This is a genomic window from Bradyrhizobium sp. P5_C12 (assembly GCF_054049735.1).
The window spans coordinates 62,037-84,943 of sequence record NZ_JBFULU010000003.1 but is presented as its reverse complement, the minus strand read 5'-3'; the positions used below and the strand labels follow the sequence as shown (position 1 = coordinate 84,943).

Below are 22,907 nucleotides of genomic sequence, written 5' to 3'. Positions count from 1 at the left end.
ATGACGACGGCGGTTCTCTCCACAGACCAGCTCGCGCCCGGCCAGGCTGCCTGGCTGCGATTCCGCCGCCACCGGCTGGCACTCGCCGGCGCGTTGATCATTCTCGTCCTTGTCCTGGGTTCGGCACTCGGTCCTTATCTCCTTCCGTTCGACGACACCTATATCGACATCATGAAGCGGTTCGCGCCGCCGCTCTCGGGCGCGCACATTCTCGGCACCGACGAGCTCGGCCGCGACGTGCTGGCGCGGCTGATGATGGGCGGGCGGGTGTCGTTGTCGATCGGCATCGTCGCGATGGTGATCGCGATGGTGGTCGGTGTCGTGGTCGGCGCCTTTGCCGGGTTTTATGGCGGCGTGGTCGGCGCCGTGTTGATGCGGCTCGTCGATGCCGTGCTGTGCTTTCCGACCATCTTCCTGCTGCTTGTGCTCGCAGCGCTTATCGAGCCCGGCTTCGTCACCACCACCTTGCTGATCGCGGCCACTGCCTGGATGTGGGTGGCCCGCGTCGTCGAAGCCCAGGTGCGATCGCTCAGAGAACGCGAATTCGCCGTTGCCGCGCTCGCCTTCGGTTCGTCGAACCTGCGGATCATGTTCCGCGAGCTCGTGCCCAATGCGATCGCGCCGATCGTGGTGGCGGCGACACTGAACGTTGCCAAGGCGATCCTGCTCGAATCCTATCTCAGCTATCTCGGCTACGGCATCCAGCCGCCGGCGGCGAGCTGGGGCAACATGCTCAACAACGCCCAGATCTATCTGACCAGCGCGCCGTGGCTCGCGATCGCGCCGGGCCTCGCCATCACCCTCGCGGTGACGAGCTTCAACTTCCTCGGCGACGGCCTGCGCGATGCGCTCGATCCGCGGATGAACATCCCATGACGCGCAAACCTGCTTCGACCGAACTGAATATCCGGAGTGTCCCATGTCCCCGCCGCTCAACCGTATAAATAGCGACGATCGCCTGCCGGCGCAGGTGGACGCCGTCGTCATCGGCGGCGGCGTCATCGGCGTCTCCGCGGCCTATCATCTGGCGAAGAAGGGTCTTTCCGTCGCGCTGGTCGAAAAGGGACATGTCGGCGGCGAGCAGTCGAGCCGCAATTGGGGCTGGTGCCGCCAGCAGGGCCGCGCCCGCGAGGAGATCCCGCTTGCGCGAGAGGCGCTGCGGCTGTGGGAGGACATGCAGAACGACGCCGGTGTCGATGCCGGCTTCCGCCGCACCGGCGTGCTGTTCCTGACCAAGAGCAAGGACGAGCTCGCGAGTTGGGAGCGCTGGGCGGCGATGGCGCGCGAGCAGCAGGTTCACTCCACGGTCCTGACGCCGGCCGAGGTCGCCGAGCGCCTGCCCGGCAGCGCCGACAAATGGGTCGGCGGTTTGCACACGCCGAGTGACGGGCGCGCCGAGCCGTCGATGGCGGTGCCGGCGCTCGCCAGCGCGGCGCGCAAGCACGGCGTCACCATTCACCAGGGCTGCGCCGCGCGCGGGCTCGAGACCCAAGGCGGGCGGGTCAGCGCCGTCGTCACCGAGAAGGGCACCATTCGCACCCAATCCGTGCTGCTGTCGGGCGGCGCGTGGTCGTCGCTGTTCTGCCGGCGCCACGGCATCGAGCTGCCGATCGGCCTCGTCAACGCCACCGCGTGCCGGACCACGCCGGGGCCGGAAATCACCTCCGGTGCGCTCGGCACCGATTTCTACTGCATCCGCCGCCGCCTCGACGGCGGCTTCACGCTGGCGCTGCGCAACCGCGGCACGGTGGAGCTGTCGCCCGATCTGTTCCGCTACGCGCGGACGTTCTGGCCGACCTATCTGCATCGCCGCAACGGGCTGAAGCTGTCGTTCGGCAAGTCGTTCTTCGACCAGATGGTGCGTGGCACGAGCTGGAGCTTCGACAAACCGTCGCCGTTCGAGACCGAACGCGTGCGCGATCCGGAGCCGGACATGTCGCTGGTCAATGCGGCGCTCGCGTCGCTGATCAACTCGAACCCCGAGTTGAAGGATATCGAGATCGCGGAAGCCTGGGGCGGCACGATCGACTGCACGCCCGACACCATTCCGGTGATCTCGCCGGTCGATGCCTTGCCCGGCTTCTTCCTTGCGACCGGCTTTTCCGGCCACGGTTTCGGCATTGGCCCCGCGGCCGGCAAGCTCGCCGCCGACATCGTGACGGGCTCGACGCCGCTGGTCGACCCGGTGGCCTACAGCCACAAGCGCATGATCGACGGCCGCCGGCTCGCGCCGGTCAGCCCGTTCTGAGAGCGTGGCGGTATGACGGTTCTCTACAAGGCCAACATGGTGCGCGGCGCGGAATGGGCGACCTTCTTCGCCGAGCGCGCGCCGCATTTGCCGTTCCGGCTCTGGCCCGATATCGGCGATCCCGCCGAGGTGCGCTATCTCGTGGCGTGGGTGCCGCCGGATGACATCGCGGCGACGTTTCCAAATCTCGAGCTCGTCTTCTCGGTCGGCGCCGGCGTCGACCAGTTCGACGCCACCAAAGTTCCGCTGCATATTCCGCTGGTGCGCATGCTCGAGCCCGGCATCGCCGAGACCATGGTGGAATACGTCACCATGGCCGTGCTGGCGCTGCATCGCGATCTCCTGGACTTCATGGCCCAGCAGAAGGAGCAGGTGTGGCGCGAGATCCGGATCACGCCGGCCAAACGTCGTCGCGTCGGCGTGATGGGGCTCGGGCAGCTCGGCCAGGCCGTGCTCGAACGGCTCAAGGCGTTCGGCTTTCCGCTTGCCGGCTGGAATCGCTCGCCGCGGGATATCGAGGGTGTGACCTGCTATGCGGGCGCGGACGCATTGCCGGAGTTCCTTGCGCAGACCGATATTCTTGTCTGTCTGCTGCCGCTGACCGACGAGACGCGCGGCATCCTGAATGCCGATCTGTTCGCGCGCCTGCCGCGTGGTGCCTCCCTTGTCAATGTCGGGCGTGGCCCGCATCTGGTCGAAGCCGATGTCCTCGCGGCGCTCGACAGCGGCGCATTGTCGGGCGCGGTGCTCGACGTCACCGAGCCCGAGCCGCTACCCGCGGGCCATCCGTTCTGGAGCCACCCGCGCATCCTGGTAACTCCACACAATGCGAGCATGACGACGCCGGACACGGCCGTCGACTATGTGCTCGATGTCATCGCGCGTCATCGCCGCGGCGAAGACCTGCCGGGGCGCGTCGACCGTAGTCGCGGCTATTAGGGCTCTCGCATGAGCATCAGCGCAAACGCACCCGATCAGGTCATCGCCAACGCACAAGCGCCCGTGTTGTCGGTTACAGGCCTGACGACGTCGTTCATGCGCGAACGGCAATGGATACCCGTTGTCCGCAACGTGTCATTCGCCATCGCGCCCCGGGAAACCGTCGCCATCGTCGGCGAGTCGGGATCGGGCAAGAGCGTCACCGCGCTGTCCATCATGCGGCTCATTCCGAAGGAGAACGGCCGCATCGAAGGCCGCGTCATGCTGTCGGGGCGCGATCTGCTGACGCTGCCCGAGCCGCGCATGAAGGACGTGCGCGGCAACGAGGTCGCCATGATCTTCCAGGAGCCGATGACGAGCCTCAATCCGGTGCTCACCATCGGCTTCCAGATCGCCGAGGCGCTGATCTATCACCGCGGCCTGTCGCGCGCTGCCGCCGAAGCCGAGACCGTTCGCCTGCTCGACCGGGTCCGCATTCCCGCGGCGAAATCGCGCTTCCACGAGCATCCGCATCGGTTTTCCGGCGGCATGCGCCAGCGCGTGATGATCGCCATGGCGCTGGCCTGCAAGCCGAAGCTGCTGATCGCCGACGAGCCGACCACCGCGCTCGACGTCACCATCCAGGCCCAGATCCTGGAGCTGTTGAAGGAGCTCCAGCAGGAGGAGGGGATGTCGATCCTCTTCATCACCCACGACATGGGCGTGGTGGCCGAGATCGCGGACCGCACCGTGGTGATGTACAATGGGCAGGCGGTGGAGACCGACGCGACGGCGCGCATCTTCGCAGCACCCTCACATCCCTACACCCGCGCTCTGCTCGCGGCCGTGCCGCGCCTCGGCTCGATGGATGGTCGCCCGCGGCCGATGCGCTTTCCCATCGTCGACAAGGTGACGGGAACCTCGGACGATCCGACGGAGACGCCGGATACGGTCTCGACCGCCGAGCGCCCGCTGCTCGAAGTGTCGAACCTCACCACGCGCTTTCCGATCCGCTCCGGATTGTTCGGCAAGGTCTCGGGCCGCGTCCACGCGGTCGAGAACATCTCCTTCACCTTGCGCGCCGGCGAGACGCTGGCGCTGGTGGGCGAGTCCGGTTGCGGCAAGTCGACGACGGGACGCTCCATCCTCAAGCTGGTCGAGCCGGACAGCGGAACGGTTCTGCTCGACGGCCAGGATGTTCTCGGCATGAACGGCCGTACCTTGCGCGACTGCCGCAAGCAGATGCAGATCGTGTTCCAGGATCCGTTCGCAAGCCTCAATCCGCGCATGTCGGTGGGAACGGCGGTCGCAGCGCCGCTGCTTGCCAATGGGCTCGCCTCCGCGGCGCAGGCGCGAGAGAAGGTCGCCGACCTCCTCGTTCGCGTCGGGCTGACCGCCGACATGGCCGCGCGCTTTCCGCACGAATTTTCCGGCGGCCAGCGCCAGCGCATTTGCATTGCGCGGGCGCTCACGCTCGGGCCGAAGCTGATCGTCGCGGACGAGGCGGTGTCCGCGCTCGACGTCTCGGTCAAGGCGCAGGTGGTCAATCTGATGCTCGACCTTCAGGCCAGCATGGGCCTTGCGTATCTCTTCATTTCCCATGACATCGCGGTGGTCGAGCGCATGAGCCATCGCGTCGCGGTGATGTATCTCGGCGAGATCGTCGAGATCGGCTCGCGCGCGGACGTGTTCGGCAATCCGCAGCATCCCTATACCAGGAAGCTGATGGCCGCCGTGCCGGTCCCCGACCCCGCGCGGCGCGGCACCAAACGCGAGGTCTCAAACGACGAGATCAGAAGCCCCGTGCGCGCCCCGGACTACCAGCCTCCGGTCCGGCAATATCGCGAAGTGTCGGCGGGCCACGTCGTCCAGATCTGGGACGAGGGGAGCTGGTCGTGAGAACGAGACGCAAGGAGACTCGCAGCAGCCAGCTTGTGTCCGAGACCTGGTTCAGGCCGCGCTCTCTGGATCGGTCAGCAGTTTGGCCAGCAGCCGGCCACTCGGTGGAAGCGGCCGGTTGATCGCCGAGATCAGCGAGAATTGGGTCGTATAGCGAAACGCCTCGGCGCCCGAGACTTCCTCGAGTCGATGGATCGGTCTCAGCATCTCGACATAATGTCGCGGCAAAAAGCCGACAAACCCGCCGCCGACCAGCATTGTCGCAACCGCTTCCAGCCCGAAGGCGACAGCGCGTTGCTTGATGTGAAGCCGCCGAGCAAGGTTTTGCGTGCGTCGATCGTTTGTTCGCGTCACCAGAACCACACCGCCGTCGCGCACGGCGTCGAGCGCGAGCGGCCTGGCTGCCGCCGTGTAAAGCCGAAACTCCTCAGTGAACAGTGAAACGTATTCCAGCTTGCTGTTGACGGCAGGCTGCCCGCTGATGGCGAGATGCAGTCGTCGCTCCAGCACGTCCTCGACGAGCGCGCTCGGCAGGCCGATCGCAATGTTCAGGGTGACATTGGGGGCGGCCATGCGAAACTGAGCCAGCGTGCCCGCCAACCGGCAATGCGGGTTGGACAGGCAGTTGTCGGCGATGCCGATCTTCAGTTCGCCCGACAGGATGTTGCGAGCCAGATTGAGCTCGTGATGCACCATCTCAAGCGCATCACAGGCTGCGATGCTGGCCTGCAGAGCCTTGCGGCCGAAATCGGTCAACTCGAACCCGGAGGGGCCGCGAAAGCAGAGCCGGCTGCCGAGCCGTGTTTCCAGCGCCAGCAGATGCCGGCTGATGGTCGATCGCTCCATCCCAAGCTGGGCTTCCGCTGCGGTCAGGCCACCCGCCTCAGCGACGGCGCGAAAGATCCGCAACAATCTGAGATCGGCTTCGGTGAGATGCGGAACGGGTGCTGGCGCGACGTGCTTCATGTTGCGGTTCCTACAAGCATGGTTTCGGGAAACGTCATTCCGGGCGTTGTCCGGTCCACGCTACGGTTGCTGAACATCCGAGCGATACGCAGACCGCTCGCTTGGTGGTCGGATGCCGATTTGTTCGGCAAGACCAGACTGCTGTGACCTGGAACGTGACTTGGAGGACGTATGGTTCTGCCCCTGACGGTGCCGCCTTCGCTGAAGCACCAGAGCCTGCTCTGGTCGCCTATTTGCACCGATCTCGACGCTCTCGACGCGCACATTGCCATCCTCGGCATTCCCTACGGCAGCGCCTACCATGCCGGCACGATCACCAACGACCAGTCGAAGGCACCCGATGCTGTCCGCTCGGTCACCGATCGCATCTGTCGCGGCCTGGAACGCTACGATTTCGACGTCGGTGGCCCGATCTACGGCGGACGTGCCTTGAAAGTGGTCGATGTCGGCAACGTGCCTGCCGACATGACCGATCTCCGCAGCCATTCTGTCCGCGCCGAAGAAGCGGTAAGCAAGATCCTTGCCGCTGGCGCCATGCCCATCACCATCGGCGGCGACCACGGCATCCCGATCCCGATTCTGCGCGCCTTCAAGGGTCATGGACCGATCACGCTGATCCAGGTCGATGCCCATATCGACTGGCGCGATGAGGTGAACGGCGTTCGGGATGGCCTGTCGAGCCCGATCCGGCGGGCTTCCGAAATGCCCCACATCGGTGAGATCTTCCAGATCGGCATCCGCTCCTCGGGCAGCGCGCGGACCGAAGAGGTCGAGGCGGCGGCCGCCTACGGCTCCAACATCATTCCGGCCTTCGAGGTGCACGACAAGGGCATGGAGTCGGTGCTCGAGCGGATTCCGGAGGGCGGCCAGTATTACATCACCATCGACGCCGATGGCCTCGATCCGACCGTGATGCCTGCGGTCGAGGGCCCGGCTCCGGGCGGGCTCACCTTCCATCAGGTCCGCAAGCTCATCCACGGCCTGGTGCGCAAGGGGCGGGTGGTCGGCATGGACATCGTGGAGATCACGCCGTCCATCGACGTCAACATGATCACCTGCATCACGGCCGGCCGCCTGATCGTGAATCTGATCGGCGCGGCGGTGAGGGCGAATTATTTCGACGCGCCGCCGGTTTGAAGTTGCACCGTTTCCGAAACAGATAGGGGATACTTCCATGATGCGAATCTATCGCGGAGCGCTCGGCCTTCTGGCTGGCGGCGTCTGTATCGTTGCCGTCACGAGCCAGCAGGCCTTCGCCGAGACGACCCTGGAAAAAATCAAGCGCACCGGCGAACTGACGGTCGGTACCGAAGCGGCCTACCCACCCTTTGAATTCGTCAAGGACGGCAAGATCGTGGGTTACGGCTCCGACATCCTGGCCGAAGTGGTGAAGGAATTCGGCGTCAAGAAGCTCAACCAGCTCGACCTGCCCTGGCAGGGCATCCTCCCCGGTGTGCTGGCCGGCAAGTTCGACTTCGTCGCCACCACCGTCGGCATCAATGCCGAGCGCGCCAAGCGCTATGCCTACACAATGCCGATCGCCGACGGCGTGCCCTACGCGATGAAGCGCAAGGGCGACAAGCTCGCCAAGGTGGAAGATCTCAACGGCAAAGTTGTTGGCACCCAGCTTGCATCATCGACAGAGCCGGTCGCCCGCGCACTCGATGCCAAGCTGAAGGCCGCGGGCGGGACAGGCTTCAAGGAGCTGAAGCTCTTTACCGCGTTTCCCGAGAGTTACGTGGCGCTGGCCAACGGCGAAGTCGATGCAGTGATCCAGTCGCTGCCCAGTCTCGCCGCCCTCGTCAAGGAAAAGTCCGATGTGTTCGAACTGTTGGCGCCGACGCCGATGGAAGGCGGCTTCCCTTATCTGGCATGGGTGGCGCGGCCCGATGACAAGGACCTGCGCGACGCGATCTCCGTCGTCATTCGCAAGATGCGCGACGATGGCCGCCTCGCGGCCCTGCAAAAGAAGTGGTTCGGCTTCGAAATGAAGATTCCGGACGACGGTTATCTGCCGCCCGGTGCGATGTAGGCGTTTGCGGGCAGGGATCGGGCGATACGGCAGGTTCCAGGACGAAAGGTCCGGCGATGGGTTTCAACTTCGCATATCTGTTGTCGATCCTTCCCGATCTCGTGAGCGCCGCGGCGGTGAACATACGGCTGGCGTTCGCCATCATGCTGCTGGCGCTCGCGCTCGGTACCGGCCTCACGGTGGTACGCTCCCTGAAGATCGTGCCGGTGAACGCCTGCATCGCCGTCGTCATCAGTTTCGTGCGCGGCACGCCGCTGCTGATTCAGATTTTCATCGCCTATTACGTGCTTCCGGCGGTCGGCCTCGACCTGTCGCCGGAGGTGGCGGGCGTCGCGGCCATCGCTTTCAACAGCATGGTGTTCATCAGCGAGAGCATGCGCGGCGGCCTCGCCACCATTGATCCGGGCCAGATCGAGGCCGCGACCGCGCTTGGCCTGCCACCACACGCCATCTGGCTCAAGGTTGTATTGCCGCAGCTGTTTCGCCGCATCGTTCCGGTGCTGATCAACGAGTCAACCATCGTGGTGAAGGGCACGGCGCTGCTGTCGGTCATCACCGTCGTCGAGGTGCTGCGCCGCGCGCAGCAGATCGCGAGTTCGAGCTATCGGCCGTTCGAGACCATGATCGGCGCCGCTATGGTCTTTCTGGTCATCAATCTCGTCCTCAGCCTGTCGGGCAAGCTCGCGGAAGCCCGGTTCGCCAAGGCGCGGATCTGAGCCGCGGATCTGAGCGATGCATTTCAATCCAGCCCTTCTTCTCGACTATTGGCCGCTCCTGCTGCAGGGCGCCTGGCTGACCGTCCAGGTCTCGGCGGCGGCCTTGATCATCGGTTATGCCATGGGGATTGCCGTCGCCATGGTCGCGCTGATGCCGGGCTGGCTGCCGCGGCTTGCCGCCGGGCTCTACGTCGAAACACTGCGTAACATTCCCTTCATCATCCTGATCTTCGTCGTCTATTACGGGCTGCCGTTCTCCGGCATCCGCCTGCCGGCCTACATTGCCGGCACCCTGGCGCTCGCGCTGTTTGTCAGCGCCTATTATGCCGAGATCGTCCGTGCCGCGATTCTCGCGCTGCCGCGCGGGCAGTTCGAAAGCGCGCGCGCCATCGGCATGTCTCCCGCCCAGGCGATGCGGCATGTGGTGGCGCCGCAGATTCTGCGGGCGCTGGTGCCGCCCTCCACCAATATGACTTTGACGATGATGAAGGAGTCGGCCGTGCTGTCCTCCATCACGGTGCCGGAACTCACCTACCAGGGCCTCGTCGTGCAGGGGAACACCTTTGCGCCGTTCGAGGTATTCGCGGCGGTCGCGTCGATCTATTGGCTGATTGCAATCGTGATCGCGGATCTGTCGAGGCGGCTGGAGCGCCGCGTCGGCGCCGCACAGGTCGAAGGCGCCAGCCGCAACAGGATCGCGGAGCGCTATCTCTCGCTCGTGGCGCGGAGGGCATGATGACCGCGCCGCCCGTGCTCCGCGTGTCGGCCCTGACCAAGCGCTTTTCCGGCACCACCGCCGTCGATGATCTCTATCTCGATGTGCACGCGGGCGAGATCGTCGCGCTGATTGGCCCGAGCGGCTGCGGCAAGAGCACGCTGCTGCGCTGCCTGACCTGGCTCGAGCAGCCTGATGACGGCTTCATCGAGGTCGCCGGCAAGCCATTCGGACGCGAATTGACGAGCGGCGGTGTCGTACGTCGTCAGGGGCGGCGGGAGATCGACGCCCTGCGCCCGAAGATCGGCATCGTGTTTCAGCAGTTCAATCTCTGGCCGCATTTGACCGCGCTCGAAAACGTGGTGCGCCCGCAAGAGGTGGTGCTGGGCCGGCCGCGGGCGGAGGCGGTACGCCGCGGCAAGGACCTGCTGGAGCGTCTCGGGCTCGCCGAGCGCATGGACCGCTATCCGCGTGCGCTCTCGGGCGGACAGCAACAGCGCGTTGCGATCGCCCGCGCGCTCGCCATGGACCCGGCCTTGATGCTGTTCGACGAACCGACGTCGGCGCTCGATCCCGAACTGGTCGGCGATGTGCTCGCCGTCCTGCGCTCGCTGGCGGAGATCGGGATGACGATGCTGGTCGTCACCCACGAAATCGGCTTTGCCGCCAACGTCGCCGATCGCATCGCCTTCATGGATCACGGTCGCATTATCGAGGAGGGGCCGGCGCGGGACATCATCGCCGCGCCGAAAGAACCGCGGCTGCGCAATTTCCTCGATCTGGTGATGGCAAACCGCCGCCACGACAATCCCGGCACGACAATCGACACAACGGAGTAAGAACATGTCCCGCGTCAACCGGCCCTATGTCGGCATTCCCTCGTTTCTACGGTCGCGCATCTGCGAGGACCTTTCACAGCTCGACGCCGCCATCGCGGTGCTCGGGGTGCCGTTCGACGAGGGTTCACCCTTCATGCCCGGCAGTCGCCTTGCGCCGCGCGCGCTGCGCGAGCATTCCTTGCGCTTCTATGGCAGCGGCAAGGGCTACTACGACCCCGAGACCCGGCGCGAATATCTTGTCGAAGAGATGTCGCAGCGCCTGATCGCCGACGTGGGCGATGTCGACATTCATCCGGCCAACGCGCCTCGCACCTTCGAGAACATCACGGCTACGGTGCGCGGGATTCTTGACCGCGGTGCGCTGCCCGTGGTGCTCGGCGGCGACCACTCGATCACCTATCCGATCTTCCGTGCCTTCGACGAGAAGCTGCATGTCATCCACTTCGACGCCCACACCGACTACGCGCCGTTCGAAAATGACCTGACCATCACCAACAGCCATGCGTTTCGCCACATCGCGGGGATGGAGAATGCGCTGAGTCTGACCCAGGTCGGCATCCGCAGCCTGCGCCACTCGCCGGCGCAGGTGGAGGATGTCATTGCCGCAGGCAACCGCGTCATTCCGATGGGCGCGTTCCGTCAGATCGGCCCGCAAGGCGTCGCCGATCTGCTGCCTGCGGGCTCACGGGTCTATGTCAGCATCGACGTCGACGCCATGGACATGTCGCTGGTCCCGGGCTGCGTCTCTGCCGAGCCCAACGGGATGAGCTATGTCGAGCTGCGTGACAGCCTGAAGGCGATCGCAGAGCGGCACGACATCGCGGGCTTCGACTTCGTCGAGGTCAATCCGCCGCTCGATGTCGGCACCGGCGTCACCGCCTATCTTGGCGCGCTGACCGTCATCGAGTTCCTGGGGCACATCTGCGCCCAGCCGCGCTGGGTGGCGCGCCGCAGCGCCCGTCTCGCCGCTTGAAGGAGAACATCATGAATGGAACACTCGACGTCATTCCGGCCACGCGCGGCAAGGCCGTTCGGCTGGGCAAGGGGCAGGCCGTCCAAATCATCAACACCCATGGCTCTCAGGTCGTGGACACCTGGGCGTTCTGCATCGAGGATCTCGGACACCACATGTCGATGGAGCATACAAGGGTCGAGAACGGCCGGCTGATGCCGGCCGCCGGGCAGACGCTTTTCACCAACAAACGCGAGCCGATCCTGGTGCTGGAGCAGGACACATCGCCCGGCATCCACGATACCCTGATGGCGGCATGCGATCGCTGGCGCTATGAGCATCTGGGTTGCACGGACTATCATCGCAACTGCGCCGACAACATGGTCGAGGCCATGGACGAGATCGGCCTGCAGGCGAGCCATGTGCCGCAGCCGCTCAATCTGTTCATGAACATCCCGGTCAACGACGACCTGAGCCTGACGCAGGGTGAGCCCGTGAGCAGGGCAGGCGACTATGTCGTGCTGCGAGCTGTCCGGGATTGCTACGTGGTCTTCTCGGCCTGCCCGCAGGACATCACGCCGATCAACGGCGCCGGTCGCAAGCCGACAGCCGCGCATATCCGGCTGATGGCCACCTAAAGAATGACGCTGCGCCTCGCGAATTGACGGACACGAAGCACCGCAAAGAGCGGATAGATCGGACGCCGGCGAAATCGCGGGCCAGCTGGCGAACCAACGGCGCCCTCCGCTCCCGCGCTCCCGGCATCGCGACGATGCAGACGCGTCCTCCGGAAAACGTGACCGGATCGAGCGACAGGGAACCGCGCTATGTGAACCGCCTCATATTTCATCACTCTTTTTCGAGCTATCACTCCCGCAAGAAATTGCCGCACCCGGACCTAACTGACAGACACGGGTGAGATGCAATGCCTGCGCAGCCGCGTGCTCGCAGCTTTGGATTGGCTCTCGTCTTGCTCACGAGCAAGCCAGCCCCATCACTCAGCACAGATTTTTCAGAAATTGGAATCAAGGGAATCGCAAAGCGGGTCCACCAGGCAGCCTCTATTCGGGGTCGGCCGGTAGGCCGCTACTGACCTAAGAGGGAGACTCCAATGAAGATCAGCAATGCAGTTTCCAGCGCATTTTCCCTGACGAGACACGCCGGTAATCTTGGGATCGCTCGTTCCAGTCTGATCAAGTCGGCCCATCTTCTTGAAAGGATTGGGCTCGCAGCCGTTGGGGCCTCTTGCGGCCTCTATGTGGGGGCGACCCTGTTGCGTGAGAAAGACGGACTGTTTGAAAGCGGCTGGATCGTGCTGCTAACGATGCTCTACGGAGCTCTCAGCTATTATGTCGGAATTGATTTGTCTCGCAGTGTCGCACGGAAGTCGAGTTCGAGCATCTCGGAAGAATGGACCGGTTCCGAGTCGGCTGAGATCATGAGTGCGGCCGGAACCTTCGGCGCCGCGATTGCCGCAACTCTGTCCGTCAGCATTCTTGTCCTTGATCAAAACCCCGCCAATGGCCTGATCGCCTTTGTTGCCGGCTGCTGGGTGGTGGGTTCTTCGCTTCAAGTTGCGGCGGGCACGATGGCTCGCAACTACGAAGCGCGCATGGACAAGCAATGACGGGACTGTGCTCGCGGAAAAACGTCTGCTTGGCGTCGTGACGTGAGCACAGGCCACAGCGTTGGAGTCGGCTTCAGGTCTGGAGCGAGCTGTGACGACTCATCGCAACCTCTGACGTCCAACGCTGCGTGCAGACGATTTTTGGTAGCGCAGTCGTTCGCATCGGGCCGTGACCTCGCCTGGAAGCCGTGTCGGTACTGAGTAACCTAAATCATCGCGCACCAAACAAGACGTGCCATCATGGCGATGTTGGGATATCGTCCCCGCGCCGTGGTCCAAAATTCTGCTAACCGCCAACCACACGATCGGTGGAGCCAATGCAGATTGCGGAGTGGCTCGAGAAGCTGGGGCTTGGGCAATACGCGGAGCGTTTTGCCCAAAATGGGATCGACGTGGGCGTCCTTCCCGAACTGATGGGCGAGGACTTTGACAAGCTCGGAGTCCTGCTCGGCCATCGCCGCAAAATGCTGCGTGCTATTGCCGACCTCGATCCAGCCGCGTTGATCGCATCGCCGGCTCCTCCTCACGACGCCGAGCGGCGCCACCTCACCGTCATGTTTTGCGATCTGGTCGGCTCGACTGCGCTCTCGGCGCGTCTCGATCCCGAGGATATGTGGGAAGTGATCCGGGCCTACCGCGCGGCCTGCGCGAGCGTCATTGCTGCTTATGACGGCAGGATAGCCAGGTTTGTCGGCGACGGAATACTCGTCTATTTCGGCTATCCTCGCGCCCACGAGGATGACGCGGAGCGCGCGGTGCGAGCGGGCCTCGACACCATCTCCGCAATTCGGCAACTCAAGACAGGCGCCGACGAACGGGTTGAACTGCGGATCGCGATTGCAACCGGGCTCGTGGTGGTCGGCGACCTCATCAGCGGAGAAGCGTCAGAGGAGTACGCAACCGTCGGCGATACGCCGAACCTCGCTGCCCGGCTCCAGAGCCTGGCGGAGCCCGGCGCGGTCGTCGTTGCTTCGTCGACGCGCCGGCTGCTTGGTGATCTCTTCGCTTTCCGCAATCTCGGCCGCCGTGAGGTCAAGGGAATAGCCGAACCCATCGCAGTCTGGGCGGTGGAGGGGGCGACCGCATCCGAGAGTCGCTTCGAGGCGGTCCACGCGGCGCGCTCGATCGGCTTTGTCGGCCGCAAGGACGAGATCGAATTCATTCTCTCGCGCCAGCGACGGGCATGGCAGGGGCAGGGCCAGATGGTATTGATTTCCGGCGAAGCGGGCATCGGCAAGTCGCGCATTGTCGCAACGCTGTCCGAAAGCCCCTCGCTGGGGGCGCACCGGCGGGTGCGATATCAGTGTTCGCCTTACCACACCAACAGCGCGCTTCATCCCTTTGTCGCGCAGCTCGAGCGCGCCGCCGGCATCCGCTCGCACGACTCGCCCGGGCAGAAGCTCGACAAGCTCGAAGCAATGCTGGCGCTGGGAACACAGCAGGTCGCCCAAGCGACACCGCTCATTGCGGCGCTGCTTTCGATCCCAACCGGAGACCATTGTCCGCCGCTCGGTTTGAGCCCGGCGCAGCAGCGGCGGCAGACGTTTGCCACCCTTCTCGATCAGCTCGAGGGGTTGGCGCGAGAGCAACCCCTGCTGATTGTCTGCGAGGACATGCATTGGGCCGATGCCACGACACTTGAACTGTTCGATCTCGCGGTCGACCGGATCAGGGGACTACCGATACTCGTGCTGATGACATCCCGGCCGGAGTTCGAGCCATCCTGGTCGGGCCTGGCCAATGTCGGTCTGTTGCGGCTCGACCGGCTCGATCGGCAGGACACGCGCGCGCTGGTCGAGCAGGTGACCGTTGGTCGCCTGCTGCCACGCGAGATGATGAAGCAGATCATCGACAGGACGGATGGCATCCCGCTATTCGTCGAGGAATTGACCAAGATGGTGCTGGAGTCCGGACTGCTCGTCGAGGATGCCGGGCGCTATCGCCTCGGTAGTCCGCTCCCACCGCTCGCTATTCCCGCGACGCTGCAGGATTCGCTGATGGCGCGGCTCGACCGGCTTGCTCCAGTCAAGGAGGTGGCGCAGATCGGCGCCGCCATCGGCCGCGACTTCTCCTACGCGCTGCTGAAATATGTGGCGGGACGCAATGACCTGACGCTGACCGCTGCGCTGGAGCAACTCGAAGAGGCCGAACTGCTGGTGCGTCGCGGGGCTCCGCCCGACGCAAACTATAGTTTCAAGCACGCTCTTGTCCAGGAAGCGGCCTACGAGAGCCTGCTCAAGAGCAAGCGGCAGGTGCTTCACACGCGTATCGGCGATGTCCTGCGCGAGAAGTTTCCGGTCGTGGCCGAGACCGAGCCGGAAGTTCTGGCGCACCACTTCACCGAGGCCGGGCTGAACCAGGTCGCCCTCGAGTGGTGGCGCAAGGCGGGACAGCAGGCGCTGAAGCGCTCGGCCTATTCCGAGGCGATTGCGCATCTCGGCAAGGCGGTTGCCACCGCCGATGAATTGCCCGATGCGCCCGACCGGATGATGAGCAGGCTTCATTTGCAAATTGCCTATGGCCGCGCATTGCGGGGCGGCCTCGGGCACAGCGCTCCCGAAACGGTAGCCGCATGGACGCGCGCCCGGCAGTTCGCGGCCGACATCAATGATCCGGTTGAACTTGCGCCGGTCCATTCGGGCCTCTTCAATGCCTGCCTGACACACGGCGAACTCGCGCCGATGCGGGAGCTGGCGGATGCCATCAGGAGCGCTGCTGACCGACGGCCGGACTCGCCGGTGGCCGCCGTCGTGGCCCATTGGACCGGCGGGGTTACCTGCTGGTTCGGGGGCGACTATCTGAACGCGAGAGTGCATCTCGAGCATGCGCTGGAGATCTATGGTGCCGAGCCGGATCCCGCGACGTTCAGGGCTTCGGCGCTGGATCTTCCGTTCGTGATCATGAGATTTCTTGCCCTGGTGCTGTGGCCGCTCGGCAGGATCGCGCGCGCGCGCCGGCTCGCCGCCGAAGCGGTGAGTGCGTCGGGAGAAAAACGGGCGCTGTCCCAGGCCAATGCGCTGGTTCATCGCGCTGTGTTCGACGGACTATGCGGCGGCATGTTGCAGCAAACGGAGACGATCCTGGCGCTCGGTCTCGCGCGCGACCACACGATGCCGCTGTATGTGGCCGCCGGCACCTACCTGGATGGCCTGGCCAAGTGGCGTGCCGGCGACCGAACGACCGGACTGACGGACATGCGCCGCGGCTGGACCTTGCTGCACGAGAATGACTGCTATCTCTGTGAACCGTTTTGGGGGATGCATGTCGCCATGGCGGCCGCAGAGTCGGGCCAACTCGACAACGGGCTGGACATCCTGGGCGAATTGATCGCATGGGCGGGGCAATCCGGTCAGCATTGGCTTGATGCCGAGCTGCATCGCGTCCACGGCGAACTCTTGTCGCGCCATGACCCTTGCGACGAATCCGGTGCCGAAACTGCTCTCAAACGCGCGCTGGAAATCGCACGACACCAACAGACGAAGACCTTCGAGTTGCGCTGCGCCCTTGGACTTGCACGCCTGCACAGGACAAACGGCCGAGCGGGCGCGGTATCCGAGGTGCTCGCGCCCGTCCTCGCTGAGTTCGATGCGGAGCGAAATCTTCCCGAAGTCGAAGCAGCGAAAGAGCTGCTCAGGCAAGAGCGTTAGGCAGGTGCCGTTTCTCCGGCTGGCCGTCGGTCCGCGCCAGGAGATGACGGGTTACGAATTCACGTGCACGAAATCCCGCAGCAGCGGATAGATCTCGTTGTTCCAGCGCTTGCCCGAGAACACGCCGTAATGGCCTACGCCGGCCTGCATGTGGTGCACCCGGCGATAGGCGCGCACGCCGGTGCAAAGGTCTTGCGCCGCGAGGGTCTGGCCGATCGAGCAGATGTCGTCCTTCTCACCCTCGACCGTCATCAGCCCCATGCGGCTGACGGCCTTGGTGTTCACCGGCCGTCCCCGATGCATCAGCTTGCCCTGCGGCAGCAGATGCTCCTGGAACACGTCCCGCACGGTCTCGATGTAGAATTCCGCGGGCAGATCCATCACCGCGAAATATTCGTCGTAGAAGGTCTTGATGGTCGCCGCCTTCTCCTTCTCGCCCTTGGCGATGTGATTGGCGAGGTCCATGTGCTGCTTGATGTGCCGCTCGAGATTCATCGAGACGAAAGCCGTTAGCTGCACGAAGCCCGGATACACCTTGCGCAGCGCGCCGCGGCACTGCACCGGCACGTAGTTGATCAGATTGCTCTCGAACCAGTCGATCGGCCTGCTCTTGGCAAACTCGTTGACCCTGGTCGGCTGGATGCGCGTGTCGATCGGCCCCGCCATCAGCGTCAGCGTCGCGGGCCGCGACGGATGATTGTCCTCGCACATGATCGCGGCGGCCGCGAGCGCCGAGACCGACGGCTGGCAGATCGCGACCATGTGCGGGCGCGGACCGAGTTGTCCGAGGAAGTCGATGAGATGCTCGGTGTAGTCGTCGAGCCCGAAGCGGCCCTCGCTGCGCGGGATGTCGCGCGGATTGTGCCAGTCGGTGATGTAGACGTCGTGGTCCTGGAGCAGCGTCTTCACGGTGCCGCGCAGCAGCGTCGCGAAGTGGCCGGACATCGGCGCCACCAGCAGCATGCGCGGCTGCCCGGGCGCATCCGCCTTCTTGAAGTGCAGCAGCGAGCCGAACGGGGTGGCGTAGGCAATCTCCTCGGTGACGGCGACCTCGCGGTTTCCGACCATGACGCTGTCGATGCCGTAGGCCGGGCGGTGATAGGTGAGGGTGGAGCGCGAGATCAGTTCCAGCGCCGCCGAGAGCCGGTTGACGACCTGATCCGACATGCCCTGGGGCACCAGATTGAGGAATTTGAGCGCGGACGAGGCTCCCGCCCGCCACGGCGCCGTCAGGTCCATCTGGTTTTGAAAGGCCTGATAATACATCGACATCATACTGAAGTGCCCACCTGTCCCATGCTGCCATGCAATATCGAAGCCAAAGCCGAGTCAAACCGCCCGGAAAACTGGCACATCGCTTGCTCATCAACCCGGGTGTACACACGGGAAGCACAGGTAATGGGCACGCCGGCGGGCCGGGCGGGGTGCCGGTTTCAGGCGTGAGGGAAGGGGCAAATGGCGAAAGCGACACTGACCATCAGCAGCAAGAACTACTCGTCCTGGTCGCTGCGTGGCTGGCTGCTGACGAAGTTTTCCGGGCTCGATTTCGAGGAGATCGTCACCGCGCCGGACGACGCCTCCGCGCGCGCCGAGATTCTCCTGCTGTCCTCCTCGATCCTGGTGCCGTGCCTGCGGCACGAGGGCGCCACCGTCTGGGACACGCTGGCGATCGCCGAATATCTCAACGAGGTGATGCCGGACGCCGGGCTATTGCCCGCCGACCGGGTCCAACGGGCGCATTGCCGCTCGATCTGCGGCGAAATCCATTCCGGCTTCACCACGCTGCGCGCCTCGCTGCCGGTCAATCTGAAGGGGCATTTCCCCGGCTTCAAGATCTGGTCGCGCGCCCAGGCCGATATCGACCGGGTCTGGGCGATCTGGCGCGACTGCCTGGAGCGGTCGGGCGGTCCGTTCCTGTTCGGCGAGAAGCGGACCATGGCGGATGCGATGTACGCGCCCGTGGTGACGCGCTTCGTGACGTATGACGTCAAGCTCGAGCCGCGGCTCAAGGCCTATGCGGATACCATCATGGCGATGCCGGAGCTGAAGGAGTGGATCGCGGCGGCCAAGGAGGAGCCGGCCGAGATCGAGGAGCTCGAGGTCGAATATTAGGCAGATGTCGTTCGCCCTGCCCGTTTCGGCGGCGGAATCGAGGGGCGCGCAAGCCGCGCTTCAGCAGTTAACGTTTGGTGCCGCTGCCGGCGCGTGGCCCCCGGGGGCACGTTGCAGATATGGTACGTGCGAGCGGGACGGCTTCGACATCTAGCCGTGAACAGGCGTGGACAGGGCCTTTCGGCTGATTCGGACGTGATTCGTTCGGGCCGCGTTCCGAAGATTAAGACGGCGCGCGGCCCCGTTGCATTTTGAGACAGAAATGACGTGTCAGGCCGCCCCGCTATGCTTCATGCGCGGCAGGCGCCAGCCGATGACGGTTGCTTCCACCGCGATCCCCGCCTCGTGGTTCTGCCAGCGTCCCTCGACATAGCGGCAGGCAAACGGCAATTGATACGTTCCGCTATGGTCCTCGCACAGCACTTCGACCGGCAGACCCGGTGGTGGTTCTCCGGCGCCGTCGAATTCCGCCAAACGTCTGTCGCGCGTTGCCATTCCAAAAATCTCCCCTAATGAAAGTCGGAAGGCGGCAGAGCGCCCACTTCTCCGCATCCATCCCGATCATCGCTCCCCGTCCAGGGAACGGATGCAAGCTCAACGCGAGAATGCGGTACGAGTGTGGTAGCCTTCGGCCGCCGCGCTCAATCAGCGCAAATTGACGTGATTATCTGATGAGGAACCTGCATGCTGCTTCGAGGCGCCGGCGTCTGTTTCGCACTGTTGCCGCTCGCCACGCTGGCGCCTCTCCCGCTCCGCGCGCAGGACGTGCCCGGCATCGAGATCTGCACGGTCGAGAAGACCATGGAGCGGCGCACGAGCTGCCTCCAGAGCAACGTCGATTTCCTCCAGAAGACGATCACCAAGCTGACCCTCGATCACCAGCAGAAGCTCGATGCGGCCAATCGCCAGATCGACGCGTTGAAGACGAGCGTCGCCGGCTTGCAGAAGACGCTCGGCGATCTCCAGGCCGTGCAGGCGAAGACGGCGGAGGACGCAAAGAAGAAGGCCGACTCCAAGGACGCGCAGCCCGCGGCCAAGGATGCGCCGAAATAGGCGCGGCGCTCACGTGACGCGATATCGCTCCATCACGCCGCGATCGGGTTCAAGGCCGAGACCCGGGCCGGTCGGCACCGCAACATGGCCGGTGGCATCGACATCGGCGCGGCCGTCCCAGAGGCATGCCTCGCGCTTCAGGTAGAACATCTCGACGAGCCCGTCCTCGCGCGCCGCCAGGAGATGCAGCGTCGCCAGCAGGCCCGGGCCGAAATACGGCGAATGCGGGACGATCTTGACGCCGAGCCCATCTGCGAGTGCCGCGACCTTGAGAAACTCCGTGATGCCGCCGACCTTGATCACTGACGGCTGGGCGTGGGTCACCGCGCCTGCATTCATCATCTGGCGGAATTGATATTCCGTGCAGGCGTTCTCGCCGGCGGCGATGCCGAGCCCGCCCTTGCTGCGCACCTCGGCGAGCGCGGCAAAATCCTCCGGCGGCCAGACCGGTTCCTCCAGAAACATCGGCCGTGCGTCCCCGCAAGCCTTTGCGAACGCGATCGCCTGCTCGCCGGTGAGCGGGCAATTCATGTCGACCATCAGCGGAATGTTGGGGCCGATCGCCTCGCGGGCGGCAAACACTGCCGGCACCGTGGTCTCGTGCAGCTTGATGGCGCCGTAGCCGAGCGCGAGCGCCTTCTTGCATTCGGCGCCGATGTTCTCGGTCGAGCCGATCCGCAGCAGGCTCGCATAGGCGGGAATGGCTGTGCGCCTGGTCTCGCCGAGCAGGCGGTGCAGCGGCACCCCCTCGATCTTCGCGGCGAGGTCCCACAACGCGATGTCGAGCCCGGAGATCGCGAACATGGTGATGCCGTAGCGGCCGAACAGATGCAGGTTGCGCTGGATCTGCTCCATGACCGCGGGAATGCCGGCGGCATCAGGCACCTTCAGCCCGCGGGCCTGCGGTGCGATCATCTCCTCGACGGCATTGCGCGTGGTGCGCGGGCAGACATAGGCGAAGGCATCGCCCCAGCCGGTCAGTCCGGCGTCGGTCGTGACCTCGACCAGCACCATGTCGAGCGCGGAGATTGCGGACGCGCCCTGGCGAAAGCTCGCGACACCGGCGTCATAGGGGATGCGGATATGGTGCGCCCGCACATCGGTGATCTCCATGACGCGGTTCCTCTTTCTCGTGAGCGGTTTCAATGAGTGTAGCTGCCAATGCCGGGGCGTTGCCAGTGGCTATTGCCGGACTATCCTCATGCGAGGACAGCAATGCCGATCAAGCGAGGCGGTGGTGATCGGCGCATCATCGCCAGGCTTCGAACGAGGGCCTTTGACGTCATGAACCCAGCCCAGCGCGCGCTCTGGTATATCGAGAGCCATCTGGCCGAGCCGATGACGCTCGACGAGATCGCTGCGATATCCGGCGTGTCGCGGTTCCACGTCGTGCGCGCGTTTGCCGCAGCCACCGGACTTCCGGTGATGCGCTACGTGCGCGCGCGGCGGCTGACGGAAGCGGCGCGCAGCCTCGCGAACGGCGCGCCGGACATTCTGTCGCTGGCGCTGGAGGCGGATTACGGCTCCCACGAAGCATTCACCCGCGCGTTCCGCGACCAGTTCGGCACCACGCCCGAAGCGGTGAGGGCGGCGGCGTGCGTCAATGACCTCAAGCTTCAGGAGCCGATCCTCATGGACTCCACCATGCTCGACCATCTCGCGGCCCCGCGGTTCGAGACCGCGAAGGCCTTCCTCGTCGCCGGCCCGAGCGAGCGCATCTCCTGCGACAACGGCGCCGCCATTCCGGGCCTGTGGCACCGCTTCCATCAGGAGGTTGCCGACATCCCTGCGCGCATCGGTGGCGTTGCCTATGGCGTCTGTTGCAACGGCGATGATTCCGGCAATTTCGACTATATCGCCGGCGTCGAGGTCGCCGATTTCTCCGACCTGCCGCGCCGCTTCGGCCGCATCCGCATCCCCGAGCAGCGCTATGCGGTGTTCACCCACACCGACCACGTCGCCTCGATCCGCCGCACCGTCAACACGATCTGGAATCAGTGGCTGCCGGCCTCCGGCCAGAAGGCCGCGGATGCGCCGAGCTTCGAGCGCTATGACGAAAAATTCGATCCCGCCACCGGCAATGGCGGTTTCGAAATTTGGATACCAGTGCGCGAGTAACACGCAACGCTGGCATACCGTCCCGCTTGCTTGGCAAGCCTCGGCGACTTTGCCATAACCGCATGCAAATCTTGCGTGCGAGGCCCGTGCCGGACATCCCGCGCAAGCCATAACAAGCGCCGGGAGGTCCAGACATGTCCAACGTCCGCGTTCTCGCCACCGACCTCGAATTTCCCGAAGGGCCGGTCGTGATGCCGGACGGCTCGGTGGTGCTGGTGGAAATCCGAGGGGCACGCCTGACCCGGGTCTATCCCGACGGGCGCAAGGAGATCGTGGCCAAGGTGCCGGGCGGCCCGAATGGCGCAGCCCTCGGCCCCGACGGCAAGATCTACATCTGCAACAATGGCGGCTTCTCCTGGATTCCGGCCGGCAAGATGATCATGCCCGGCCCGCAGCCGAACGACTATCTCGGCGGCTCGATCCAGCGCGTCGATCTGCAATCGGGCAAGGTCGAGACCGTCGTGACCAAATGCGGCGAGCACGATTTGCGCGGACCGAACGATCTCGTCTTCGACAAGCACGGTGGCCTCTGGTTCTCCGATCTGGGAAAACGCCGCGCACGCGAGATGGACGTCGGCGGCATGTACTACCTCAAGCCCGGCATGACCGAGATCGTGGAGGTCGTGCACGGCATACTGCCCGCGAACGGCATCGGGCTCTCGCCGGACGAGAACACCGTCTACATCGCGGAGACGCCGACGGGACGGCTCTGGGCCTACGGGCTCTCCGCGCCCGGCACGCTCAAGCCGGCCGACGTGATCTATCGCGGCGAGCGGGGCAAACCGATCTGCGGCCTCGGCGGCTACCAGATGTTCGACTCGCTCGCGGTGGAGGCGAACGGCAATGTCTGCGTCGCGACCCTGGTCTCCGGCTGCATCTCGGTGATCGCGCCGGACGGCACGCTGGTCGAGCAGGTCCCGACCGGCGACCGCGTCACCACCAACATCGCCTTCGGCGGCCCTGAGCTCAAGACCGCCTACATCACGCTGTCCGGCAAGGGCGAACTGATCGCCATGGACTGGCCGCGCGGCGGATTGCCGTTGAACTTTTTGAACAAGTGACGAT

General features: G+C 64.7%; 21 protein-coding genes. 17 read left to right on the top strand and 4 right to left on the bottom strand.

All coding sequences use genetic code 11. From position 1 onward, the window contains the following. Genes ACXJMY_RS03425 through ACXJMY_RS03410 form a run of 4 tightly spaced genes read left to right on the top strand, consistent with a single transcriptional unit; the run spans position 1 to position 5,065 of the window. On the top strand, positions 1-876 hold the full coding sequence (locus ACXJMY_RS03425; RefSeq protein ID WP_456617918.1) for an ABC transporter permease: 876 nt from the start codon (positions 1-3) through the stop codon (positions 874-876). A gap of 43 nt (positions 877-919) precedes the next feature. Next, positions 920-2,248, top strand: a complete 1,329-nt coding sequence (locus tag ACXJMY_RS03420) for an NAD(P)/FAD-dependent oxidoreductase (RefSeq protein WP_456617917.1) — start codon at positions 920-922, stop codon at positions 2,246-2,248. Positions 2,249-2,260: 12 nt separating this feature from the next. Continuing rightward, positions 2,261-3,187: a 2-hydroxyacid dehydrogenase gene (locus ACXJMY_RS03415; RefSeq protein WP_456617916.1), complete on the top strand. Its 927-nt coding sequence runs from the start codon at positions 2,261-2,263 to the stop codon at positions 3,185-3,187. A 9-nt stretch (positions 3,188-3,196) separates the two neighbouring features. Beyond that, complete coding sequence (locus tag ACXJMY_RS03410) at positions 3,197-5,065, top strand: ABC transporter ATP-binding protein (protein WP_456617915.1); 1,869 nt, start codon at positions 3,197-3,199, stop codon at positions 5,063-5,065. Between the two features lie 51 nt (positions 5,066-5,116). On the opposite strand, the gene ACXJMY_RS03405 is transcribed toward ACXJMY_RS03410, so the two are convergent. Beyond that, a complete protein-coding gene (locus tag ACXJMY_RS03405) occupies positions 5,117-6,031 on the bottom strand; it encodes a LysR family transcriptional regulator (protein WP_456617914.1) in 915 nt (304 codons plus the stop codon). Between the two features lie 171 nt (positions 6,032-6,202). Here ACXJMY_RS03405 and ACXJMY_RS03400 point away from each other — a divergent pair, with 171 nt between their 5' ends. The 9 genes from ACXJMY_RS03400 (at position 6,203) to ACXJMY_RS03360 (ending at position 16,559) form a co-directional block, all read left to right on the top strand. Next, positions 6,203-7,168 (top strand): agmatinase, encoded by a 966-nt coding sequence (locus ACXJMY_RS03400; protein ID WP_456617913.1) that lies wholly within the window; start codon positions 6,203-6,205, stop codon positions 7,166-7,168. A gap of 37 nt (positions 7,169-7,205) precedes the next feature. After that, complete coding sequence (locus ACXJMY_RS03395) at positions 7,206-8,063, top strand: transporter substrate-binding domain-containing protein (RefSeq protein WP_456617912.1); 858 nt, start codon at positions 7,206-7,208, stop codon at positions 8,061-8,063. A 56-nt stretch (positions 8,064-8,119) separates the two neighbouring features. After that, a complete protein-coding gene (locus tag ACXJMY_RS03390; RefSeq protein WP_456617911.1) occupies positions 8,120-8,779 on the top strand; it encodes an amino acid ABC transporter permease in 660 nt (219 codons plus the stop codon). A gap of 16 nt (positions 8,780-8,795) precedes the next feature. Next, positions 8,796-9,515 carry an amino acid ABC transporter permease gene (locus ACXJMY_RS03385; RefSeq protein ID WP_456617910.1) on the top strand — a complete coding sequence of 240 codons (720 nt, stop codon included), beginning with the start codon at positions 8,796-8,798 and terminating at the stop codon, positions 9,513-9,515. Then, positions 9,515-10,333, top strand: a complete 819-nt coding sequence (locus ACXJMY_RS03380; protein ID WP_456617909.1) for an amino acid ABC transporter ATP-binding protein — start codon at positions 9,515-9,517, stop codon at positions 10,331-10,333. Before ACXJMY_RS03385 ends, ACXJMY_RS03380 begins: the two co-directional genes overlap by 1 nt. 4 nt (positions 10,334-10,337) lie before the next feature. Further along, on the top strand, positions 10,338-11,306 hold the full coding sequence (locus ACXJMY_RS03375) for an arginase family protein (protein WP_456617908.1): 969 nt from the start codon (positions 10,338-10,340) through the stop codon (positions 11,304-11,306). Between the two features lie 11 nt (positions 11,307-11,317). Further along, positions 11,318-11,923, top strand: coding sequence for a DUF1989 domain-containing protein (locus ACXJMY_RS03370; protein WP_456617907.1), 606 nt, complete (start codon positions 11,318-11,320; stop codon positions 11,921-11,923). Positions 11,924-12,396: 473 nt separating this feature from the next. After that, a complete protein-coding gene (locus tag ACXJMY_RS03365) occupies positions 12,397-12,912 on the top strand; it encodes a hypothetical protein (RefSeq protein WP_456617906.1) in 516 nt (171 codons plus the stop codon). Between the two features lie 317 nt (positions 12,913-13,229). Beyond that, the gene (locus ACXJMY_RS03360) at positions 13,230-16,559 is read left to right on the top strand and encodes an adenylate/guanylate cyclase domain-containing protein (protein ID WP_456617905.1); all 3,330 of its coding nucleotides are present in this window, start codon (positions 13,230-13,232) and stop codon (positions 16,557-16,559) included. 51 nt (positions 16,560-16,610) lie between these two features. Here ACXJMY_RS03360 and ACXJMY_RS03355 read toward each other — a convergent pair whose 3' ends face one another. Next, a complete protein-coding gene (locus tag ACXJMY_RS03355) occupies positions 16,611-17,834 on the bottom strand; it encodes a polyhydroxyalkanoate depolymerase (RefSeq protein WP_456617904.1) in 1,224 nt (407 codons plus the stop codon). Positions 17,835-18,014: 180 nt separating this feature from the next. Between ACXJMY_RS03355 and ACXJMY_RS03350 the strand changes: the two genes are divergently transcribed. Then, positions 18,015-18,671, top strand: coding sequence for a glutathione S-transferase family protein (locus tag ACXJMY_RS03350; RefSeq protein WP_456617903.1), 657 nt, complete (start codon positions 18,015-18,017; stop codon positions 18,669-18,671). 270 nt (positions 18,672-18,941) lie between these two features. Here the strand turns inward: ACXJMY_RS03350 and ACXJMY_RS03345 are convergent, their stop codons facing one another. After that, the gene (locus tag ACXJMY_RS03345) at positions 18,942-19,166 is read right to left on the bottom strand and encodes a hypothetical protein (protein ID WP_456617902.1); all 225 of its coding nucleotides are present in this window, start codon (positions 19,164-19,166) and stop codon (positions 18,942-18,944) included. A 189-nt stretch (positions 19,167-19,355) separates the two neighbouring features. On the opposite strand from ACXJMY_RS03345, the gene ACXJMY_RS03340 reads away from it, so the two are divergent. Continuing rightward, complete coding sequence (locus tag ACXJMY_RS03340; RefSeq protein WP_456617901.1) at positions 19,356-19,724, top strand: hypothetical protein; 369 nt, start codon at positions 19,356-19,358, stop codon at positions 19,722-19,724. Positions 19,725-19,733: 9 nt separating this feature from the next. Here ACXJMY_RS03340 and ACXJMY_RS03335 read toward each other — a convergent pair whose 3' ends face one another. Beyond that, positions 19,734-20,837, bottom strand: a complete 1,104-nt coding sequence (locus tag ACXJMY_RS03335; RefSeq protein WP_456617900.1) for a mandelate racemase/muconate lactonizing enzyme family protein — start codon at positions 20,835-20,837, stop codon at positions 19,734-19,736. A gap of 171 nt (positions 20,838-21,008) precedes the next feature. On the opposite strand from ACXJMY_RS03335, the gene ACXJMY_RS03330 reads away from it, so the two are divergent. Together ACXJMY_RS03330 and ACXJMY_RS03325 are read left to right on the top strand one after the other, a co-directional pair. Continuing rightward, on the top strand, positions 21,009-21,842 hold the full coding sequence (locus ACXJMY_RS03330) for a GyrI-like domain-containing protein (RefSeq protein WP_456618095.1): 834 nt from the start codon (positions 21,009-21,011) through the stop codon (positions 21,840-21,842). Positions 21,843-21,976: 134 nt separating this feature from the next. Continuing rightward, positions 21,977-22,903: an SMP-30/gluconolactonase/LRE family protein gene (locus tag ACXJMY_RS03325; RefSeq protein WP_456617899.1), complete on the top strand. Its 927-nt coding sequence runs from the start codon at positions 21,977-21,979 to the stop codon at positions 22,901-22,903. The last annotated feature ends 4 nt before the right edge of the window (positions 22,904-22,907 follow it).

Excerpts from the sequence above, each read along its gene's own strand:
- ACXJMY_RS03410 (WP_456617915.1), top strand. The coding sequence starts at position 3,197 with ATGAGCATCAGCGCAAACGCACCCGATCAGGTCATCGCCAACGCACAA.
- ACXJMY_RS03375 (WP_456617908.1), top strand. The coding sequence starts at position 10,338 with ATGTCCCGCGTCAACCGGCCCTATGTCGGCATTCCCTCGTTTCTACGG.
- ACXJMY_RS03405 (WP_456617914.1), bottom strand. The coding sequence starts at position 6,031 with ATGAAGCACGTCGCGCCAGCACCCGTTCCGCATCTCACCGAAGCCGAT.
- ACXJMY_RS03360 (WP_456617905.1), top strand. The coding sequence starts at position 13,230 with ATGCAGATTGCGGAGTGGCTCGAGAAGCTGGGGCTTGGGCAATACGCG.
- ACXJMY_RS03380 (WP_456617909.1), top strand. The coding sequence starts at position 9,515 with ATGACCGCGCCGCCCGTGCTCCGCGTGTCGGCCCTGACCAAGCGCTTT.
- ACXJMY_RS03425 (WP_456617918.1), top strand. The coding sequence starts at position 1 with ATGACGACGGCGGTTCTCTCCACAGACCAGCTCGCGCCCGGCCAGGCT.
- ACXJMY_RS03415 (WP_456617916.1), top strand. The coding sequence starts at position 2,261 with ATGACGGTTCTCTACAAGGCCAACATGGTGCGCGGCGCGGAATGGGCG.
- ACXJMY_RS03370 (WP_456617907.1), top strand. The coding sequence starts at position 11,318 with ATGAATGGAACACTCGACGTCATTCCGGCCACGCGCGGCAAGGCCGTT.
- ACXJMY_RS03395 (WP_456617912.1), top strand. The coding sequence starts at position 7,206 with ATGATGCGAATCTATCGCGGAGCGCTCGGCCTTCTGGCTGGCGGCGTC.
- ACXJMY_RS03330 (WP_456618095.1), top strand. The coding sequence starts at position 21,009 with ATGAACCCAGCCCAGCGCGCGCTCTGGTATATCGAGAGCCATCTGGCC.
- ACXJMY_RS03385 (WP_456617910.1), top strand. The coding sequence starts at position 8,796 with ATGCATTTCAATCCAGCCCTTCTTCTCGACTATTGGCCGCTCCTGCTG.
- ACXJMY_RS03400 (WP_456617913.1), top strand. The coding sequence starts at position 6,203 with ATGGTTCTGCCCCTGACGGTGCCGCCTTCGCTGAAGCACCAGAGCCTG.
- ACXJMY_RS03345 (WP_456617902.1), bottom strand. The coding sequence starts at position 19,166 with ATGGCAACGCGCGACAGACGTTTGGCGGAATTCGACGGCGCCGGAGAA.
- ACXJMY_RS03420 (WP_456617917.1), top strand. The coding sequence starts at position 920 with ATGTCCCCGCCGCTCAACCGTATAAATAGCGACGATCGCCTGCCGGCG.
- ACXJMY_RS03350 (WP_456617903.1), top strand. The coding sequence starts at position 18,015 with ATGGCGAAAGCGACACTGACCATCAGCAGCAAGAACTACTCGTCCTGG.
- ACXJMY_RS03390 (WP_456617911.1), top strand. The coding sequence starts at position 8,120 with ATGGGTTTCAACTTCGCATATCTGTTGTCGATCCTTCCCGATCTCGTG.
- ACXJMY_RS03325 (WP_456617899.1), top strand. The coding sequence starts at position 21,977 with ATGTCCAACGTCCGCGTTCTCGCCACCGACCTCGAATTTCCCGAAGGG.
- ACXJMY_RS03365 (WP_456617906.1), top strand. The coding sequence starts at position 12,397 with ATGAAGATCAGCAATGCAGTTTCCAGCGCATTTTCCCTGACGAGACAC.
- ACXJMY_RS03340 (WP_456617901.1), top strand. The coding sequence starts at position 19,356 with ATGCTGCTTCGAGGCGCCGGCGTCTGTTTCGCACTGTTGCCGCTCGCC.
- ACXJMY_RS03335 (WP_456617900.1), bottom strand. The coding sequence starts at position 20,837 with ATGGAGATCACCGATGTGCGGGCGCACCATATCCGCATCCCCTATGAC.
- ACXJMY_RS03355 (WP_456617904.1), bottom strand. The coding sequence starts at position 17,834 with ATGATGTCGATGTATTATCAGGCCTTTCAAAACCAGATGGACCTGACG.